Annotated in this window: 20 protein-coding genes; 4 read left to right on the forward strand and 16 right to left on the reverse strand. The window is 54.0% G+C overall.

Going from position 1 to position 17,098, the window contains the following annotated elements:
• Positions 1–257 precede the first annotated feature (257 nt).
• Positions 258–416 (reverse strand): hypothetical protein, encoded by a 159-nt coding sequence (locus tag DK872_RS27315; protein WP_007369966.1) that lies wholly within the window; start codon positions 414–416, stop codon positions 258–260.
• Between the two features lie 25 nt (positions 417–441).
• Entirely contained in the window at positions 442–1,143 is a 702-nt protein-coding gene (locus DK872_RS10395; RefSeq protein ID WP_007369967.1) for a pirin family protein, read from the reverse strand.
• A 106-nt stretch (positions 1,144–1,249) separates the two neighbouring features.
• Between DK872_RS10395 and DK872_RS10400 the strand changes: the two genes are divergently transcribed.
• Complete coding sequence (locus tag DK872_RS10400; RefSeq protein ID WP_007369968.1) at positions 1,250–2,146, forward strand: LysR family transcriptional regulator; 897 nt, start codon at positions 1,250–1,252, stop codon at positions 2,144–2,146.
• 6 nt (positions 2,147–2,152) lie between these two features.
• On the opposite strand, the gene DK872_RS10405 is transcribed toward DK872_RS10400, so the two are convergent.
• The 11 genes from DK872_RS10405 to DK872_RS10455 form a co-directional block, all read right to left on the reverse strand.
• Positions 2,153–2,518 (reverse strand): DUF805 domain-containing protein, encoded by a 366-nt coding sequence (locus tag DK872_RS10405; protein WP_035887908.1) that lies wholly within the window; start codon positions 2,516–2,518, stop codon positions 2,153–2,155.
• Positions 2,519–2,641: 123 nt separating this feature from the next.
• Positions 2,642–3,628 (reverse strand): glutathione S-transferase family protein, encoded by a 987-nt coding sequence (locus DK872_RS10410; protein WP_107147026.1) that lies wholly within the window; start codon positions 3,626–3,628, stop codon positions 2,642–2,644.
• 76 nt (positions 3,629–3,704) lie between these two features.
• Entirely contained in the window at positions 3,705–4,097 is a 393-nt protein-coding gene (locus DK872_RS10415) for a DoxX family protein (RefSeq protein WP_007369971.1), read from the reverse strand.
• Positions 4,098–4,291: 194 nt separating this feature from the next.
• Positions 4,292–4,582 carry a YqjK-like family protein gene (locus DK872_RS10420; RefSeq protein WP_007369972.1) on the reverse strand — a complete coding sequence of 97 codons (291 nt, stop codon included), beginning with the start codon at positions 4,580–4,582 and terminating at the stop codon, positions 4,292–4,294.
• Positions 4,579–4,977: a phage holin family protein gene (locus DK872_RS10425; protein WP_007369973.1), complete on the reverse strand. Its 399-nt coding sequence runs from the start codon at positions 4,975–4,977 to the stop codon at positions 4,579–4,581. The genes DK872_RS10420 and DK872_RS10425 overlap by 4 nt, the downstream gene beginning before the upstream one ends.
• A gap of 1 nt (position 4,978) precedes the next feature.
• Complete coding sequence (locus tag DK872_RS10430) at positions 4,979–5,281, reverse strand: YqjD family protein (protein WP_007369974.1); 303 nt, start codon at positions 5,279–5,281, stop codon at positions 4,979–4,981.
• 39 nt (positions 5,282–5,320) lie between these two features.
• Entirely contained in the window at positions 5,321–5,689 is a 369-nt protein-coding gene (locus DK872_RS10435) for a DUF1090 domain-containing protein (RefSeq protein WP_007369975.1), read from the reverse strand.
• Positions 5,690–5,836: 147 nt separating this feature from the next.
• Positions 5,837–6,223, reverse strand: a complete 387-nt coding sequence (mzrA, locus tag DK872_RS10440; RefSeq protein WP_161518328.1) for an EnvZ/OmpR regulon moderator MzrA — start codon at positions 6,221–6,223, stop codon at positions 5,837–5,839.
• 5 nt (positions 6,224–6,228) lie between these two features.
• Positions 6,229–6,891 carry a DedA family general envelope maintenance protein YqjA gene (gene yqjA / locus DK872_RS10445; RefSeq protein ID WP_079517310.1) on the reverse strand — a complete coding sequence of 221 codons (663 nt, stop codon included), beginning with the start codon at positions 6,889–6,891 and terminating at the stop codon, positions 6,229–6,231.
• 336 nt (positions 6,892–7,227) lie between these two features.
• Entirely contained in the window at positions 7,228–8,004 is a 777-nt protein-coding gene (exuR, locus tag DK872_RS10450) for a transcriptional regulator ExuR (protein WP_161518330.1), read from the reverse strand.
• 131 nt (positions 8,005–8,135) lie between these two features.
• Positions 8,136–9,434, reverse strand: a complete 1,299-nt coding sequence (locus tag DK872_RS10455) for an MFS transporter (RefSeq protein WP_007369979.1) — start codon at positions 9,432–9,434, stop codon at positions 8,136–8,138.
• 465 nt (positions 9,435–9,899) lie between these two features.
• On the opposite strand from DK872_RS10455, the gene uxaC reads away from it, so the two are divergent.
• From uxaC to DK872_RS10470, 3 genes are all read left to right on the forward strand, one after another.
• Positions 9,900–11,312: a glucuronate isomerase gene (gene uxaC, locus DK872_RS10460; RefSeq protein ID WP_161518339.1), complete on the forward strand. Its 1,413-nt coding sequence runs from the start codon at positions 9,900–9,902 to the stop codon at positions 11,310–11,312.
• Between the two features lie 17 nt (positions 11,313–11,329).
• Positions 11,330–12,817: a UxaA family hydrolase gene (locus DK872_RS10465; RefSeq protein WP_007369982.1), complete on the forward strand. Its 1,488-nt coding sequence runs from the start codon at positions 11,330–11,332 to the stop codon at positions 12,815–12,817.
• A 120-nt stretch (positions 12,818–12,937) separates the two neighbouring features.
• Positions 12,938–13,489: a YgjV family protein gene (locus tag DK872_RS10470; protein WP_007369983.1), complete on the forward strand. Its 552-nt coding sequence runs from the start codon at positions 12,938–12,940 to the stop codon at positions 13,487–13,489.
• An 11-nt stretch (positions 13,490–13,500) separates the two neighbouring features.
• On the opposite strand, the gene DK872_RS10475 is transcribed toward DK872_RS10470, so the two are convergent.
• The 3 genes from DK872_RS10475 to DK872_RS10485 all read right to left on the reverse strand — a co-directional run bounded on the left by DK872_RS10475 (position 13,501) and on the right by DK872_RS10485 (position 16,989).
• A complete protein-coding gene (locus tag DK872_RS10475) occupies positions 13,501–14,469 on the reverse strand; it encodes a TerC family protein (RefSeq protein ID WP_007369984.1) in 969 nt (322 codons plus the stop codon).
• A gap of 245 nt (positions 14,470–14,714) precedes the next feature.
• The gene (locus DK872_RS10480) at positions 14,715–15,713 is read right to left on the reverse strand and encodes a Gfo/Idh/MocA family protein (RefSeq protein ID WP_035887893.1); all 999 of its coding nucleotides are present in this window, start codon (positions 15,711–15,713) and stop codon (positions 14,715–14,717) included.
• Positions 15,714–15,807: 94 nt separating this feature from the next.
• Positions 15,808–16,989 carry an aminotransferase class I/II-fold pyridoxal phosphate-dependent enzyme gene (locus DK872_RS10485; protein WP_035887891.1) on the reverse strand — a complete coding sequence of 394 codons (1,182 nt, stop codon included), beginning with the start codon at positions 16,987–16,989 and terminating at the stop codon, positions 15,808–15,810.
• Between the last annotated feature and the right edge of the window lie 109 nt (positions 16,990–17,098).

The raw sequence follows: 17,098 nt of genomic DNA on the forward strand, positions 1-17,098 counted from the left end.
TTTTTGCTTTTTTGCTTTTCTGCGGCTCTGCGGCGAGAGATGAATGACTGTCCACTCCGCTTACCCGGCCTACGCCCGGACCTGCAATCCCACACTCCCGCTACGCCAGGCGCATGGCGATATTCCGCTGAACAGAGCATGCGAATTGAATCTCTTGCGCTTCTGCCTTCCCCATTTTGGGAAAACAGCTTTATTGTCGTAGAGACGTATCGCTGGGAAATGTATAAAGATGCCCCGGCATAAACCGGGGCGGGAGATTAGGCGGCGTCTTCTTCCGCCTGCCGAATTTCGGCTTCGGCGACGATGGCTTCCAGCTCGGTCAGCATCTCTTCAAACCCAAAGGCCGGAAGCGGTTCATGGAGCGTAGGCTGTGTGTGGACGCTCTCAACAGATATTTTAGTTACGCTGCTATTCATATACTCACCTGCTAAAACATAACTGTCACACTGGTAAATCTATCAGCAAAGCGCGCAACGGCGTATCGGCAACTAACGTTATGTTAGCCTCATCACGAATAAAAGCGCCGTCGCCGCAGGTCAGGGCTTCCTTCGCTTCGCAATGCGTAACCGCATGCACCGTGCCGTGGATCGATTGCAGATAGGCGCGCGGGCCATGTAACTGAATTGTCAGCTCTTCGCCTTTTTTCAACTCGATATGGTGCAGCCACACTTGTTGGCGCAGTTGCAAACTGCCCTGGTTGCCATCCGGCGAAGCCAGCAGTTGTTGCGCTGCATCGGCAATCGTCATTTTCTGTACCGGCGGATTTTCGCGCTCCGGGCAGGCATCAAGCCACAACTGCATACGCGTTAACGACTTGTCTTTGCTCAGGTTATGTTCGCTATAGCTGATGCCTGGCTGAGTGGCAATAAGCAGCGCTTCACCGGCTTTCGCCTGGACATGGTTCCCTTCGCTGTCGCGGTATTCCGCTTCACCTTCAAGGATCAGGTTCAGAATATCCACTTTCGGGTAGGCCCGTGGCTGGAAGGAGGCACCTGGAGCAAGGACTTCCTGGTTCAGTACACGCAGGGAGGCATAACCTAACAGTTTCGGGTCAAAGTAATGTCCAAAAGAAAAAGTGTAGCGGGCCTGAAGCCAGCCGAAGTCAGCTTGTCCGCATTGTTTTGCAGTACGGGTAGTAATCATCGTTATTGACCTCTCTTTACTTAAAACAATGTTAAAGGTATGGACGATGCATTGTTAGCCAGATATTCTGCCCGGTATGTTCAAATTTACTGAATGAGAACAATAAATGGCGAAAGAAAGGGCACTTACGCTGGAAGCGTTGCGCGTGATGGATGCGATTGATCGACGCGGAAGCTTTGCCGCTGCGGCGGATGAGTTGGGGCGCGTTCCTTCCGCACTCAGCTACACCATGCAAAAACTGGAAGAAGAACTGGATGTGGTGCTGTTTGACCGCTCCGGCCACCGGACCAAATTCACTAACGTCGGGCGTATGCTGCTGGAGCGCGGGCGCGTGCTGCTGGAAGCGGCAGATAAACTGACGACCGATGCCGAAGCGCTGGCGCGCGGTTGGGAAACGCATCTGACGCTGGTCACCGAAGCGCTGGTGCCGACGGTTGAACTCTTCCCGCTGGTGGAGAGGCTGGCGGCGAAAGCCAATACGCAATTATCGATTATTACCGAAGTGCTCGCCGGGGCGTGGGAGCGTCTGGAGCAGGGGCGCGCGGATATCGTTGTCGCGCCGGATATGCACTTTCGTTCGTCTTCGGAAATTAACTCCCGCAAGCTCTACTCGGTAATGAATGTGTATGTTGCCGCGCCGGATCACCCGATTCATCAGGAGCCGGAACCGCTGTCGGAAGTCACTCGCGTGAAATACCGCGGCGTGGCAGTGGCGGATACCGCCCGCGAACGGCCGGTGTTAACGGTACAACTGCTGGACAAACAGCCGCGTCTGACGGTCAGTACCATTGAAGATAAACGCCAGGCGTTGCTGGCAGGCCTCGGCGTGGCGACAATGCCTTACCCGTTGGTGGAGCAGGATATTGCCGAAGGCCGGTTGCGGGTGGTGAGCCCGGAATATACCAGCCAGGTGGATATCATTATGGCGTGGCGTCGCGACAGCATGGGTGAAGGGAAAGCCTGGTGCCTGCGTGAAATCCCCAGGCTGTTTGCCGGTAAATAACCGCTTTCAGGGAAACGCTTTCGGCTGCGGCCCAAAACGGTTCTCCTCCGGCGTACTGCGCTGGCTGTAAAAGGCCAGCAACATTAACCAGCCCAGCACCGGAAGCAGGAGCAACAACAACCAGCGACCGCGGCGATCGGTATCGTGCAGGCGGCGAACCTGCACCGCCAGCGAAGGCACCAGTACCAGTAACGTGTAAATCAGGCTCAATGGGCCAAACCCGCCGTCAAAGTGCCAGCCAAGAATGTGGTCCACCGTCATCAGCACGCCGGAAAGGATGATGTTGACCAGCGCGAACATCCAAAACTCGCGCCGGTGCGCCCGTCCGTGGAAGGTGGCATAGTTACCCAGTACCTTAAAATACCAGTCCATTTTTAACCTCGATCAACGGTCAATTCGTTGTTTTCTAAACGATCAAAGTAAGAATAGACGGCAAAAATACAAAGCGATAAATCCGGCGGGAAATAATTTGGGCGCGCTAACGCGCCCGAAAGATCAGGCGAAACGAATGTCGCGCCCGTGAGGTTCATCCAGATCCTGCCATGGCCCGACAGAGATAATCCCGGTTGGGTTGATGGTTTTGTGGCTGCGGAAATAGTGATTGCGGATATGCGCAAAATCGACGGTTTCCGCAACGCCCGGCATCTGGTAAATATCGCGCAGAAAACCGTGCAGATTGAGGTAGTCGCTGATGCGGTGTTTATCGCATTTAAAATGGGTGACATATACCGGATCGAAGCGGATAAGCGTGGTCCACAGGCGAATATCAGCTTCTGTCAGCCGATCGCCGGTCAGATAACGGTGCTGACCCAGGATCTGCTCCAGCCGTTCCAGCGAGGTAAAGACATTCGTTACGGCTTCGTCGTATGCCTGCTGGCTGGTGGCGAAACCCGCTTTATAAACGCCATTGTTGACGTTGTCGTAGATCCAGCTATTAAGCTCATCGATTTGCGCGCGCAGTTCCGGCGGGTAGTAATCCCCGGCTCTGGCGCCCAGCCCGTCAAAGGCGGTATTGAACATGCGGATAATTTCCGCTGATTCATTACTGACAATGGTGTGATTCTTTTTATCCCACAGCACCGGCACGGTGACGCGGCCGCTGTAGTGTGGATCGGCATGCAGATAAAGCTGATAGAGAAATTCGTGCTGATAGAGGGTATCACCGGTCGCTGCCGGGAAATCGTCATCAAACGTCCAGCCATTTTCCAGCATCAAAGGGTTAACTACGGAAACAGAGATAAACGGCTCCAGGCCTTTCAGTTTACGCAGGATCAGAGTGCGGTGCGCCCACGGGCAAGCCAGCGAAACATAGAGATGGTAGCGATCTTTCTCTGCGGCGAAGCCACCTTCGCCGGATGGGCCTGGCGCGCCGTCGGCAGTGAGCCAGTTGCGAAATGCGGAAACAGAGCGCTTAAACCGCCCACCGGTGGATTTGGTGTCATACCAGGTGTCGTGCCAGACGCCGTCAATCAGTTGTCCCATTTTGCTTCCTCCTTCTGATAGCAAAAAAGCGAGGAGTGAACTCCTCGCTTTGATCTCTTTACTCAGTATAGAGTGCTTACCATTTTTTATTCAGCACGCGGTCGATGCTGATGGCACCCGGACCGGTGATGCCCAACAGCAGATAGCCGCCAGCGATGGTCAGGTTTTTCATAAACATCAGAGAGTTCACGCCTTCCGCAAAGTTGCTGTGGAAGATGAATGCGGTCAGCAGTGTGAAGCCCGCAGTGAACAGAGCGGTGGTACGGGTCAGGAAACCGAACAGAATTGCCAGACCGCCGCCGAACTCAAGCAGGATGGTCAACGGCAGCAGGAACCCCGGCACGCCCATTGCTTCCATATATTGCTGTGTACCTGCATAACCGGTGATTTTTCCCCAGCCAGCCACGATAAACAGAATCGGCATCAGGATACGTGCGACCAGAAAACCAACATCTTCTAATTTTTTCATCTTTCTCTCCAGGGGGCCACTACCGCGGCTATCAGTAAATAGTGTGCAATTACGGGCATATGCCGCGTGCTTGCTGTTGATGGAGAGGATAGTAATCGTGGCGGGAAAAGATTGTTAGCAAGGAAAACTGTCGAATCTTTTCAAAAAAACTGAGTAAGAAGAGAAGGGCGGTCGTCAGGACCGCCCTTAACGCATTAACGCGGTGAGTTAAGCGTGGTTTTAACCAGGCGCCACAGGCTCCAGATGCCGAGACCGCGTTTACCCCAGCGCACCAGCATATTAGGATGGCGAACCGACCAGACAGCGAGCGCGCTGCTGCCAATTAATGCCCATGAACGCAGGCTGAGCAAGGTATTCCAGCCGCGATCGTAAGGGCTGGTCGCTTCAAGCCAGTCACGACGCCCGGCGGTGAGATCCAGCCGTTGCTGCTGGATCTCGCTGAGCAGGCGCGCTTTACGTTTCAGACGCTCTGCTTTGCTACTCACGATTTATCGTCCTCCAGCAGGGCGCGGTCATTTTCAAGCTCCTGCCGGGTATGGCGCAGCAGTGTTGATGCGCGCGCTTTGCGTAGCGTCCAGATGCCGCCAATCAGCGCCAGCACCAGTAACACTACCGTGGTGGCAATCATCGCGTTCAAGCGATATTGCGGATCAATGGCCCAAATAATCAGCACCATCAGACTCATCAGGCCAAATGCGGCAAAAAGCATGGTCAGACCCAGCATCATCAACAGTTGGAACAGATTGGCTTTCTCTTCTTCCAGCTCGACAACCGCCAGCCGCAGGCGGGTCTCAACCATCTCTACAAGGATCGTCAGAATACGCTGACCAATCCCCAGTGCGCTTTTGCCTGGCCCCTGCGCGTGTCGTGGCTCCGTCATATCAACGACGCGTCAGCAGCACGCCCAACACCACCCCAATAGCGGCACCGATGCCTACACTGGCCCATGGGTTTTCGCGGACATATTCATCAGTACGGGCGGCGGCTTCACGCGTTTGTTTGGCGATAACATCGCCCGTTTCGCCGAGGCGATGACGACTCTCACGCAAAGCCTGCTCAGCTTTTCCCCGCAATTTACTCAGCTCTTCTTTCGATTTTTCACCAGAATTACTCAGCACTTCTTCCAGCGTATCCGCGAGGGATTTCAGTTCAGCGCGCAAATGGTCGGCATTATCTTTTGACATAATTTTCTCCAGGTGAGTGAGTGGTAACGTCCTTAAAAATCAGTAATCGCGAGCCTCCAGCTCTTTCAGTTCAAGCTGTGCTTCTTTCAGCTTGTGTTCGCGTTTGCTTATTTTCTCCGCATCGCCTTTCTGCTTTGCTTCCGCCAGATCGCGACGGCGCTCGGCAACCTCTTCTTTCTGCTCGGCTATTTTTTTCTGGTGGGCGGCGCGGAGTTGGGTATCTGAACAGTTAGCGCGCATTTCATGCAGCGCCTTTTTCAGCCCCTCAATTCGGCTCTGGTTGTTATGCTTTTCGGCATAACTGATTTCGCGCTGGATATCATGTTCTTTCTCCTGACAGGGGCTTGCAGCCTGTGCAACAGCGCTCAGAGAAAGAAGAACCAACGCCAGTGCGATGCGGTTTTTCATCATCGAAACCTTCCATTGTTGGCCAGCGAAACGGTCGTTGCGCCAGCATCCAGTTGTACAAAGTGAACCCTGGTTCCGTTTACTCAAGCATAGTAAGTAAACCGATAAACACCAAAGTGAGTGAAAAGATTCAGAATCCTGGAAGGATTAACCGAATCGGTGAGTGGTAGTGCGCAGAAGCGCCAGCCACGCAGAGGGTTGGCCGTTTTCATCATCCTGGGCGGCGATGATATAGCCACGGGGCAAGGTACGATCGAGGACGGCTTTCGCCGCTGCGCTTTGGTCGCTGGATTCGAAAGTAATCAATAACGTATCGTTTTTCGGCGTAATACTTTTGAATTGGATGCCGTTGGCATCCAGATGGTGCCAGACGGAGAAACCATCCGGCACGCTGACGTTCTGCGTCGCCGGGCGAATCGCCAGCGTGGATTCACTGTTTTGCAGCGTCGCCCAGGCAATAAACATGACGCTGAAAATCGCCATCGTAATGAAACCCATTAATAACCGGCGCAGGAAGGGACGTTGCAATTCCATGTTTCTTAGCCTCGATCGCGATATTTTTTCTTCCACAGCACCACCAGTGAGCCGACAAGGCCAATCACCAGCAATACGACCGGAAGCAACATCAGGCAGGACATCAGCGCGTCTTCATACTTACGAAACACTGGCGTCTTACCCAGCAGGTAACCGAGCGATGTCAGAATCAACACCCACAGCAGGCCGCTCATCCAGTTGAAAAACTGAAAGCGTGCATTACTCAGACCAGAAAGACCGGCAATCGTTGGCAACAAGGTGCGAACAAAAGCAATAAAACGCCCGATTAACAGTGCGGAAAGGCCATGCTTATGGAACAGGTGGTGCGCGCGCTGGTGATAATGCGCGGGCAGATGCGACAGCCAGTTTTGCACAATGCGCGTGTTGCCAAGCCATCGCCCCTGGATGTAGCTCAGCCAGCAGCCAAGGCTGGCCGCAACGGTCAGAAGGATGATAGTTTGCGGGTAACCCAGCGCACCTTTGGCAATCAACACGCCGATCAGCACCAGAAGACTATCACCAGGCAGAAACGCAGCCGGAAGCAGACCGTTTTCCAGAAATAAGATGACAAATAAAACAAAATAGAGCATGCCGATCATGCCGGGATGCGAAAGCGTTTCGAAATCCTGGCTCCAGAGGGCATGAAGTAATTGGCTTAAAAGTTCCATTCGGTGTTCCTGGTACATCGGTTTACGTCACGTCTGTTACTGGCACAGAACAACACGGCGGCGGGCTCTAATATATTATGACCGCGCATGGCACATCCGGGTGCGATTGTTATGCAGCTAAAAGACGCTGTGAGTAAGCGCTAACTCATTCAATGGCGAAATGCATCTAATTGTAACAAAAGCTGACCATGTGCGTCAGTCAGAATAACGCTCGCAAACGATTTTGCTTGCCAGGAGAGGGGGTGGCGAGGGTATTTACAAAGGCTGACACTCTATACCATTCACTGACCCAAAAAGGGGGCGGCGCAGCGTAAGTGTGCGCCTGCATAGCGGTTTTTATTTCGTGCCGGTAGCGGCAGTATCAAGATGGACCACCGGGTTTTCGGCAAACAGGTAGCGGTCAGCGTTGAACTCAAAATCATCGCTGGTTTCGTTAAACAGCATCTGCTTGGTATTTTCCAGGTGTTGCCACATCGCCACTTTCGCCGCGTGCGGATCTTTGCGGATCAGCGCCTTCAGAATTTGGTCATGATCGTCACACCAGTTATCTACGGTGCGTAAATCAATATGATCGTGCAGTTTTTTCCAGTACGGGTTATGTACGCGCTGCGTCCACATTTTCTCGACAATCGCCGCCAGTGCGCTATTTTGCGTTGCCAGTGCGACCTGAACATGGAATTGCAAATCCCATTCTGAATCGCGGAAGCACTTCTCTTTGCGGGCGTTATCCTGGATTTCCATCAGCTTCATAATGTCCTGTTTCGTCACCTGAGTGGCGGCGAACTCAGCGATATTACTCTCGATAAGCTGACGAGCCTGCAACAGTTCAAACGGGCCGTAATTGGCAAACTCCAGGCTCTCATCCGGCGCTTGCGTATGGCGTGGCTGGTTGGAAATGACATGGATGCCGGAGCCTTTGCGAACTTCAACGTACCCTTCCACTTCCAGCATAATGATCGCTTCGCGAACCACGGTCCGGCTGACGCTTTTCTCATCGGCAATAAAGCGCTCAGCGGGCAGTTTGTCCCCCACAAGATACACGCCTTGCTCAATACGGCTCTTAAGCTCGGCGGCAAGCTGCTGGTACAAACGACGTGACTCGGAAATTTCCATATAGGCTCCAGGGAAAAGAAAGGCGAGAGTAGATTTGTTATACCACTTTTACCGCATTCTCACCATCATCTGTGACGAAAAAGCCGCCTTGAGGCGGCTTTTACATCGTTCTGTCATACTTCCGTGAATCGCTAATTTTGCGCAGCGGTTCCGCCAACCGTATGATTCACCACCTCTTCGGCGGTCTGGTTTTTCAGCACCGTCCAAATCACCACGGCGCCCATCAGGTCAAACAGTGCCAGCACGGCGAACAGCGGGCTGAAACCGATGGTATCCGCGAGCGCACCGACGACCAGAGCGAACAGCGTACTTGCGGTCCAGGCAGCCATACCGGTCAGGCCATTTGCCGTTGCCACTTCATTACGACCAAAGACGTCAGAAGAGAGCGTAATCAGTGCGCCGGACAGAGACTGGTGAGCAAAACCACCGATGCACAGCAGACCAATTGCAACGTACGGGCTGGTGAACAGGCCGATCATACCTGGGCCGATCATCAGCAGCGCGCCCATGGTCACCACCATTTTACGGGAAACGATCAGGTTGACACCAAACACGCGCTGGAACAGCGGTGGCAGATAACCCCCCACGATGCAACCCAGGTCAGCGAACAGCATCGGCATCCAGGCGAACATGGCGATTTCTTTCAGGTTGAAACCGTACACTTTAAACATGAACAGCGGGATCCAGGCGTTGAAGGTACCCCAGGCCGGTTCTGCCAGGAAGCGCGGCAGTGCGATACCCCAGAACTGACGGGTGCCCAGAATCTGCCAGACGGACATTTTCTTGCCGTTGTTGGTCTGGTGCTGTGCTTCCTGACCGCCAATGATGTATTCGCGTTCTTCTTCGCTCAGTTTTTTCTGGTCACGCGGGTGTTTATAGAAGAACAACCAGGCCATTGCCCATGCGAAACTCAGCACACCAGAGATGATGAACGCCATTTCCCAGCTGTGCATCACAATTGCCCACACCACCAGCGGCGGAGCGATCATAGCACCGATAGAAGAACCGACGTTAAAGTAGCCAACGGCGATAGAACGTTCTTTCGCCGGGAACCATTCAGACGCGGCTTTCAGGCCTGCCGGAATCATGGCTGCTTCAGCCGCACCTACCGCACCACGCGCCAGCGCCAGGCCGCCCCAGCTGCCTGCCAGCGCTGTAGCGCCACAGAATACAGCCCAGGTGATCGCGAAGAAGGCGTAACCAATTTTGGTGCCCAAAATATCCAGCACATAGCCGGCCACAGGCTGCATAACAGTATAAGCCGCGGAATACGCTGCAATGATGTAAGAATATTGCTGGGTAGAAATGTGCAGCTCTTCCATTAATGTTGGAGCCGCGGCTGCCACTGTGTTACGTGTCAGATAGCCCAATACGGTGCCGACCGTCACCAGAGCTATCATGTACCAACGTAATCCTTTGATTTTACGCATGTAAACCTCATCGTTATGTTATTACCGCTAGCGCGGTCACCCTTCGATCGTGTTCGGAGGATGAAAACGGGAGGACGTAACCGGGAGAGTCCCCGGTACGGCCCAAACCTTGCCACAAGTAAGCGTTTTTTTAATCCGGCATCCGTACCGTCAAGACCGATTTAATGAGTTATCGGGAATGCATTCCGTCGGCTATGTGTTCGACGGCTGAAAGATAACTTGTCATACAACTTGAAAAGGTGAGTGATATCACAAAAGTGTTTTTCTTTGTGTGGTCTTTAACTTTGCCGGGAGAAGCCAGATTTGGCGCGGTCTGGCGGGGTATTTATCGCGCAGAAGCGGAAATTTTTGTCCGTTTTTATTGATCCAACTCACGAAAATATCTTCGGTCTATAGAAATTGGTGTGATAACTTTGTCAGCATCAAAGGTAAGCATCAGACGCACTCGTTGAGAGGAAGACGATAATGACCCCGTTTATGACTGAAGATTTTCTATTAGATACCGAATTTGCGCGCCGCCTGTACCACGACTACGCCAAAGACCAACCGATTTTCGACTATCACTGCCATTTACCGCCGCAACAGATCGCTGAAAACTACCGTTTTAAAAACCTGTATGACATCTGGCTGAAAGGTGACCACTACAAGTGGCGCGCGATGCGTACCAATGGTGTGCCTGAGCGTCTGTGTACCGGCGATGCGTCCGATCGTGAGAAGTTTGACGCCTGGGCGGCGACGGTGCCGCACATGATCGGTAACCCGTTATACCACTGGACACATCTTGAGCTGCGTCGCCCATTTGGTATTACAGGTAAGCTGTTTTCTCCGGCGACTGCGGATGAAATCTGGGAGCAGGGCAATGCACTGCTGGCGCAGGATAAATTCTCCGCGCGCGGCATCATGCAGCAGATGAATGTGAAAATGGTCGGCACCACCGACGATCCGATCGACTCCCTGGAGCATCACGCGTCTGTCGCCAAAGACAAAACGTTCAGTGTCAAAGTGCTGCCGAGCTGGCGCCCGGATAAAGCGTTCAACATTGAACAGGCGACCTTTAACGATTACATGGCGAAACTGGGTGAAGTGTCCGATACCGACATTCGCCGCTTTGCCGATCTGCAAACTGCACTGGCCAAACGTCTGGATCACTTTGCGGCGCACGGTTGTAAAGTTTCCGACCATGCGCTGGATGTTGTGCTGTTCGCCGAAGCCAGCGAAGCAGAGCTGGATAGCATCCTGGCCCGCCGCTTGGCTGGTGAAAGCCTGAATGAAAAAGAGATCGCGCAGTTCAAAACCGCAGTACTGGTCTGGCTGGGTGCGGAATACGCGCGTCGCGGTTGGGTGCAGCAGTACCACATTGGCGCGCTGCGTAACAACAACCTGCGCCAGTTCAAACTGCTGGGGCCGGATGTTGGCTTTGACTCCATCAATGACCGTCCGCTGGCAGAAGAGCTCTCCAGACTGCTGAGCAAGCAGAATGAAGAAAACCTGCTGCCGAAAACCATCCTCTACTGCCTGAACCCGCGCGACAACGAAGTGCTGGGCACCATGGTCGGTAACTTCCAGGGTGAAGGTATGCCGGGCAAAATGCAGTTCGGCTCCGGCTGGTGGTTTAACGACCAGAAAGATGGCATGGAACGTCAGATGACCCAGCTTGCGCAGCTCGGCCTGCTGAGCCGTTTCGTCGGCATGTTGACCGACAGCCGCAGCTTCCTGTCTTACACCCGTCACGAGTATTTCCGCCGCATTCTGTGCCAGATGATTGGCCGCTGGGTGGAAGCAGGCGAAGCGCCGGCAGATATCCAGCTGCTGGGCGAGATGGTGAAAAATATCTGCTTTAACAATGCGCGTGATTACTTCGCAATTGAACTGAACTAAGGCCGTTTGAGGTTGATATGCAATACATCAAGATCCATTCGCTGGATAACGTTGCGGTAGCACTGGCGGATCTCGCCGAAGGGACGGAAGTCGTTGTCGACAACCAGACCGTTCGGCTGCGCCAGGCAGTGGTGCGCGGGCATAAGTTTGCTCTGCAACCCATTGCCGAAGGTGAAAATGTTGTCAAGTATGGTCTGCCAATTGGTCATGCGACATCAGATATCGCGCCGGGCGAGCACATTCATTCCCATAACGCGCGTACCAATCTGAGCGATCTGGACGAGTATAGCTATCAACCTGATTTTCAGGATGAAGGCGCACAGGCGGTGGATCGGGACATTCAGATCTACCGTCGCGCAAAGGGTGAAGTCGGGATCCGCAACGAACTGTGGATCCTGCCGACCGTGGGCTGTGTTAACGGCATCGCCCGCCAGATCCAGAACCGTTTCCTGAAAGAGACCCAGGATGCCGAAGGTATCGACGGCGTTTACCTGTTCAGCCACACCTATGGTTGTTCCCAGTTGGGCGACGACCACATCAACACCCGCACCATGCTGCAAAACATGGTGCGTCACCCTAACGCCGGAGCGGTGCTGGTAATTGGTCTGGGTTGTGAAAACAACCAGGTCGATGCCTTCCGCGAGACGCTGGGTGAGTTCGACCCGGAACGCGTTCACTTTATGATTTGCCAACACCAGGACGACGAAGTGGAAGCCGGGCTTGAACATTTGCATGAGCTCTATCAGGCAATGCGTAACGACAAACGCGAGCCGGGTAAACTGAGCGAGCTGAAATTCGGTCTGGAATGCGGCGGCTCAGATGGCCTGTCCGGTATTACCGCGAACCCGATGCTCGGTCGTTTCTCCGATTATGTGATCGGTAACGGCGGTACTACCGTGCTGACCGAAGTGCCGGAAATGTTCGGTGCTGAGCGTATTCTGATGAGCCATTGCCGCGACGAAAGCACCTTTGAGAAGACCGTCACCATGGTGAATGACTTCAAACAGTACTTTATCGCTCATAATCAGCCGATTTATGAGAACCCATCGCCGGGTAACAAAGCAGGCGGTATCACCACGCTGGAAGAGAAGTCCCTCGGCTGTACACAGAAAGCAGGGGCCAGCCAGGTCGTGGATGTGCTGCGTTACGGCGAGCGTTTGAAAACTCACGGCCTGAATCTGCTGAGCGCTCCGGGTAACGATGCCGTTGCCACCAGTGCACTGGCAGGTGCTGGTTGCCATATGGTGCTGTTCAGTACCGGTCGCGGTACGCCGTACGGTGGTTTTGTGCCAACGGTAAAAATCGCCACCAACAGCGAACTGGCCGGGAAGAAAAAACACTGGATCGACTTCGATGCAGGTCAACTGATTCACGGCAAAGCGATGCCGCAACTGCTGAACGAGTTTGTTGATGTGATTGTCGATATCGCTAACGGTAAGCAAACCTGTAACGAGAAGAACGATTTCCGCGAGTTAGCCATTTTCAAAAGCGGCGTTACGCTCTGATTGGCCTTTATCTTTCGCGCCCGGGGTCGCCGTTGTAGCCCTGGCGCGAAATATTTTGGTAAATACGTTAGCGCTGGCATGTTGTAACATCTTCTCTTTTGGACCTGACAAGGATTTTTCATGACCACGTATTGGCTTGCCCAGGGCGTTGGTGTCATTGCCTTTCTGATTGGTATTACAACCTTCATCAATCGTGATGAGCGCCGCTTCAAAAAGCAGCTCTCGCTCTACAGCGCCATCATCGGCGTGCACTTTTTTCTCATGGGCGCATTTCCCGCCGGATCGAGCGCCATGCTCAACGCAATACGAACGCTAATCACGCTGCGCACCCGCAATGTGTGGGTGATGGTGCTGTTCATTGTGCTGACCGGCGGGTTGGGGCTGGCAAAATTCCACAATCCGATTGAGTTGTTGCCGGTGGCGGGAACGATCGTCAGTACCTGGGCGCTGTTCCGCTTTAAAGGTTTACCGATGCGCTGTGTCATCTGGTGTTCGACCGGATGCTGGGTGATCCACAACTTCTGGCTCGGATCGATTGGCGGTACGCTGATCGAAGGCAGTTTTCTGGTGATGAACGGGCTGAACATTATTCGTTTCTGGCGTATGCAGCGACGCGGTATCGATCCGTTTAAAATCGAAACCGCGGTGCATAAAGAGCCTGCCGCCCGCTGACGGCAGGTTTGCTATTCCTGCGCTTTTTTCTTGTCGTTCTGGTAGTTAACCCAGGCGTTGATCAGCAGCGTCAGCGCCAGGATCCCGCCGACCACCCCCAGCGAAATGGCGATAGGGATATGGAAGAAATCCACGATCAGCATCTTGATACCAATAAACACCAGGATCACCGACAGCCCGTACTTAAGCATTGAGAAGCGCTCCGCGACGCCCGCCAGCAGGAAGTACATGGCGCGCAGACCCAGAATCGCGAACAGGTTTGAGGTCAGTACGATAAAGGGATCGGTGGTCACCGCAAAGATCGCCGGAATGCTGTCGACGGCAAAAATCACATCGCTCAGTTCCACCAGAATCAGCACCAGCAACAGCGGCGTGGCGAACAGCAGGCCATTTTTACGCACAAAGAAGTGCTCGCTTTCGATGCGATCCGTCATGCGCAAATGCCCGCGCAGCCAGCGCACCAGCGGCTTATCGCCGATCCCGGTTTCATCTTCTTTCGCCAGCGCCATCTTCACGCCGGTAAACAGCAGGAAAGCGCCAAACACATACAGCAACCATGAGAATTGCGAGATTAGCCAGCTACCGGCGAAGATCATGATGGTACGTAGCACAATCGCGCCGAGTACGCCGTAAACCAGTACCCGACGCTGGAGCGCCGCCGGAACCGCAAAGTAGCTGAACAGCATCAGCCAGACAAAGACGTTATCCACCGCCAGCGCTTTTTCAATCAGGTAACCGGTGAGAAACGCCAGCGCCTGCGTATCTGCCACTGCGCGCCCTTCGGTTTGCGTCAGATACCACCAGAACGCGGCATTGAAGAGTAACGAGAGGCTAACCCAGACGATCGACCATACGGCCGCTTGCTTCATGGACATGGTGTGCGCGCCGCGTCGTCCCTGAAGCAAGAGGTCGATGGCCAGCATAATCACGACCACGACAGCGAACCCGCCCCATAACATCGGTGTGCCGACTGTATTCATAATGAATTCCTTACCTAAAACAAAAAACGGCTAACGTCGAAAGACGTCAGCCGCTTGCTTTAGATGCAGGGAGTCTCGCCTTCCGGCAAGGTCTCACTTACGTCTGCGAAGACGCCCGGCGACCGGATGCAATAACGCATCGTAATGACGATCCACCGGCAATGAAGTTACTCCCCTTTGCGAGTAACAAAATATGTCAGTCTATTCGTGCCGTCAATGATTCGGCTTGCCTGGTTTACGAACCTTTACGCAGTGAGTTCAACGCCAACGTCATCTGCCGGGAATTTCACGCCGGTCTGACGGCGGATTTCCGTTTGCAGTTTGGCCGTGGTACGGCTGATAGCCAGCCCCGGATGGTTGATCTCATTCTCTTCCACCAGCCGCGCAAAGGTCTCCGCTTCATAGAGCATGGTGTTGATATGCTGCGGCTGCGTCAGCTCCTGCGCTTTACTGCCGCGCGGCACGAACGACACTTTCTGGCATTCGGAGATCTTTTCCACCACCAGCGAACCGGCTTCACCCTGGATCTCGCTTGGCAAAACGGAGTCGCTCACTTTCGAGTGTTGCAGCGTAACGCTGAAATCGCCGTAATCCATCACCACCACGCCGTGCGCATCAACGCCGCTGTCGAGCAGGCTGGCGGTGGCCTGTACGCTGTGCGGCTCGCCCCACAGCGCTACCGCAGATGCCAGGCAGTAGAAGCCGATATCCATAATCGAACCGTTAGAGAACGCCGGATTAAAGGTATTCGGGTTTTCGCCATCCAGATAACGCTGGTAGCGCGAAGAGTACTGGCAGTAGTTGATAAAGGCTTTTCGCACTTTGCCCACTTTCGTCAGCGACTGTTTCAGCAGCACGAAGTTCGGCAGGCTGGCGGTTTTGAAGGCTTCAAACAGCACCATCTGATTTTCCCGCGCACAGGCAATCGCCGCTTCGACTTCCTGTAAGTTCGAGGCCAGCGGTTTTTCACAGATCACATGCTTTTTGTGGCTCAGAAACAGCCGGGTCTGCGGGAAATGCAGAGAGTTCGGGCTGGCAATATACACCGCATCAATGGCATCGCTTTTCGCCATCTCTTCCAGAGAGGTAAACAGATGTTCTACCGGGTAGTCGTTGGCGAACGTTTGCGCCTGTTCAAGGCTGCGGGAAAAAACGGCGGTGAGTTTATATTTGCCCGTCTCATGGGCGGCGTCGACAAACTGGCGGGTGATCCAGTTTGTACCTATGACAGCGAAACGTATCATAAGGGCGCAATTTCTCCGTAAAGGGGGTATTTGTGCACTCTACCACGTCATAATGACAAAACCAGTGCACTGCTACGCAGAAGCACAAATGGCCTCAACCGGGGAAGAGACGCAGCGCGGCAATACGCGAAAGCGCGGTTTCGAGCGCCTCATCGCTGGCCGTCAGGCTGATACGAATAAACTGCTCGCCTCCTTTACCAAAGCCTGAACCCGGCGCAACCAGCACATGCGCCTCGTTGAGCAGTAAAGCGGAAAACGTAGCGGCGTTAAAGCCCGCAGGTACGGGCAGCCAGAGAAAAAACGTGCCTTGCCTTGCGTGTACCGGCCATGACATCGCGGCCAGCATTTCCAGCACCCATTTGCGTCGCTGATGGTAAACCGCCACCAGTTGCTGCGTACGCTGTGGCGGCAGCGCTAATGCCGCGATTGCCGCATCCTGCACCGCACCAAAAACGGTGCTGTAGCTGTGGGTATGCAGCTTTTTAAACGCCTGAATGACAGACGCATTGCCGACGGCAAAACCAAAGCGCCAGCCCGCCATGCTGAAGGTTTTCGACAGCGTATAGGTCTCTACACCCCACGCTTTAGCGCCGGGCATCGCCAGCAGGCTTAATGGCGCTTCTTCCGCGTGGCTGCCAATCGCCGCATAGGCAAAATCATGCACCACCGGAAGATGGTATTCGCGGGCGAAATCGAGCGCCGCCGAGAACAACGCTGGCGTGGCCAGCGCGCCGGTGGGGTTGTGCGGATAATTGAGCATCAACAAACCGGCATGACGGGCGACATCGGCGGGCACGCGGCTGAAGTCCGGTAAAAAGTCATCGGCTTCCTCCAGCGGGATGCCATAAAAGCGAGCCTGTGCCTGTAGCGCGGCTGAGCGATAAATGGGGTAACAAGGATCGGTGGAGATCAGGTATTGCCCGGGCTTGAGCAGCGCGCGCGGCAGACCGCTGACGCCGATATGCGATCCCTGAAAAACTGCCACTTCCCGCTCCGGATCCAGTTCGACGCCATAACGTTGCCGGTAAAAATCGGCAATCGCCTGGCGCACCTGTGTCTTGCCCCAGAATGAGGGATAACCGTGGTTCTGCTCGTCGGCAACGGCGTGTTGCAGGCGGGCAATAATTTCCGGCGGTGTGGGTTGCCCAGGGCTGCCGCTGGAGAGATCCACGAGCGGCAACGCGGCGGTATCAATGGTTGCCGCCACCTTTTCCAGCGCGCTAAACAGGTTCTCTTCCAGCGCATCGATCAACGGTGAAGGGGAAAAATCAGGCATAGTTTGCTCAACATAGTATCCATTATTCCCTATGGCATAACAGCAAATGGCGGATTCGCTAAAGAATAAAAGCGGCAATGTTTTTTTATTTTTTGAATATTCTGTGGGC

This window comes from Kosakonia sp. MH5 (assembly GCF_009935945.1).
Classification (GTDB): domain Bacteria; phylum Pseudomonadota; class Gammaproteobacteria; order Enterobacterales; family Enterobacteriaceae; genus Kosakonia; species Kosakonia radicincitans.

What these genes read in the sequence shown, in the direction of transcription:
- DK872_RS10425 (WP_007369973.1), bottom strand. Translation starts at nt 4,977, where the DNA reads ATGACGGAGCCACGACACGCGCAGGGGCCAGGCAAAAGCGCACTGGGG.
- DK872_RS10465 (WP_007369982.1), top strand. Translation starts at nt 11,330, where the DNA reads ATGCAATACATCAAGATCCATTCGCTGGATAACGTTGCGGTAGCACTG.
- DK872_RS10395 (WP_007369967.1), bottom strand. Translation starts at nt 1,143, where the DNA reads ATGATTACTACCCGTACTGCAAAACAATGCGGACAAGCTGACTTCGGC.
- DK872_RS10475 (WP_007369984.1), bottom strand. Translation starts at nt 14,469, where the DNA reads ATGAATACAGTCGGCACACCGATGTTATGGGGCGGGTTCGCTGTCGTG.
- yqjA (WP_079517310.1), bottom strand. Translation starts at nt 6,891, where the DNA reads ATGGAACTTTTAAGCCAATTACTTCATGCCCTCTGGAGCCAGGATTTC.
- DK872_RS10405 (WP_035887908.1), bottom strand. Translation starts at nt 2,518, where the DNA reads ATGGACTGGTATTTTAAGGTACTGGGTAACTATGCCACCTTCCACGGA.
- DK872_RS10455 (WP_007369979.1), bottom strand. Translation starts at nt 9,434, where the DNA reads ATGCGTAAAATCAAAGGATTACGTTGGTACATGATAGCTCTGGTGACG.
- DK872_RS10470 (WP_007369983.1), top strand. Translation starts at nt 12,938, where the DNA reads ATGACCACGTATTGGCTTGCCCAGGGCGTTGGTGTCATTGCCTTTCTG.
- DK872_RS10410 (WP_107147026.1), bottom strand. Translation starts at nt 3,628, where the DNA reads ATGGGACAACTGATTGACGGCGTCTGGCACGACACCTGGTATGACACC.
- DK872_RS10400 (WP_007369968.1), top strand. Translation starts at nt 1,250, where the DNA reads ATGGCGAAAGAAAGGGCACTTACGCTGGAAGCGTTGCGCGTGATGGAT.
- mzrA (WP_161518328.1), bottom strand. Translation starts at nt 6,223, where the DNA reads ATGGAATTGCAACGTCCCTTCCTGCGCCGGTTATTAATGGGTTTCATT.
- exuR (WP_161518330.1), bottom strand. Translation starts at nt 8,004, where the DNA reads ATGGAAATTTCCGAGTCACGTCGTTTGTACCAGCAGCTTGCCGCCGAG.
- DK872_RS27315 (WP_007369966.1), bottom strand. Translation starts at nt 416, where the DNA reads ATGAATAGCAGCGTAACTAAAATATCTGTTGAGAGCGTCCACACACAG.
- DK872_RS10485 (WP_035887891.1), bottom strand. Translation starts at nt 16,989, where the DNA reads ATGCCTGATTTTTCCCCTTCACCGTTGATCGATGCGCTGGAAGAGAAC.
- DK872_RS10480 (WP_035887893.1), bottom strand. Translation starts at nt 15,713, where the DNA reads ATGATACGTTTCGCTGTCATAGGTACAAACTGGATCACCCGCCAGTTT.
- DK872_RS10430 (WP_007369974.1), bottom strand. Translation starts at nt 5,281, where the DNA reads ATGTCAAAAGATAATGCCGACCATTTGCGCGCTGAACTGAAATCCCTC.
- DK872_RS10415 (WP_007369971.1), bottom strand. Translation starts at nt 4,097, where the DNA reads ATGAAAAAATTAGAAGATGTTGGTTTTCTGGTCGCACGTATCCTGATG.
- DK872_RS10435 (WP_007369975.1), bottom strand. Translation starts at nt 5,689, where the DNA reads ATGAAAAACCGCATCGCACTGGCGTTGGTTCTTCTTTCTCTGAGCGCT.
- uxaC (WP_161518339.1), top strand. Translation starts at nt 9,900, where the DNA reads ATGACCCCGTTTATGACTGAAGATTTTCTATTAGATACCGAATTTGCG.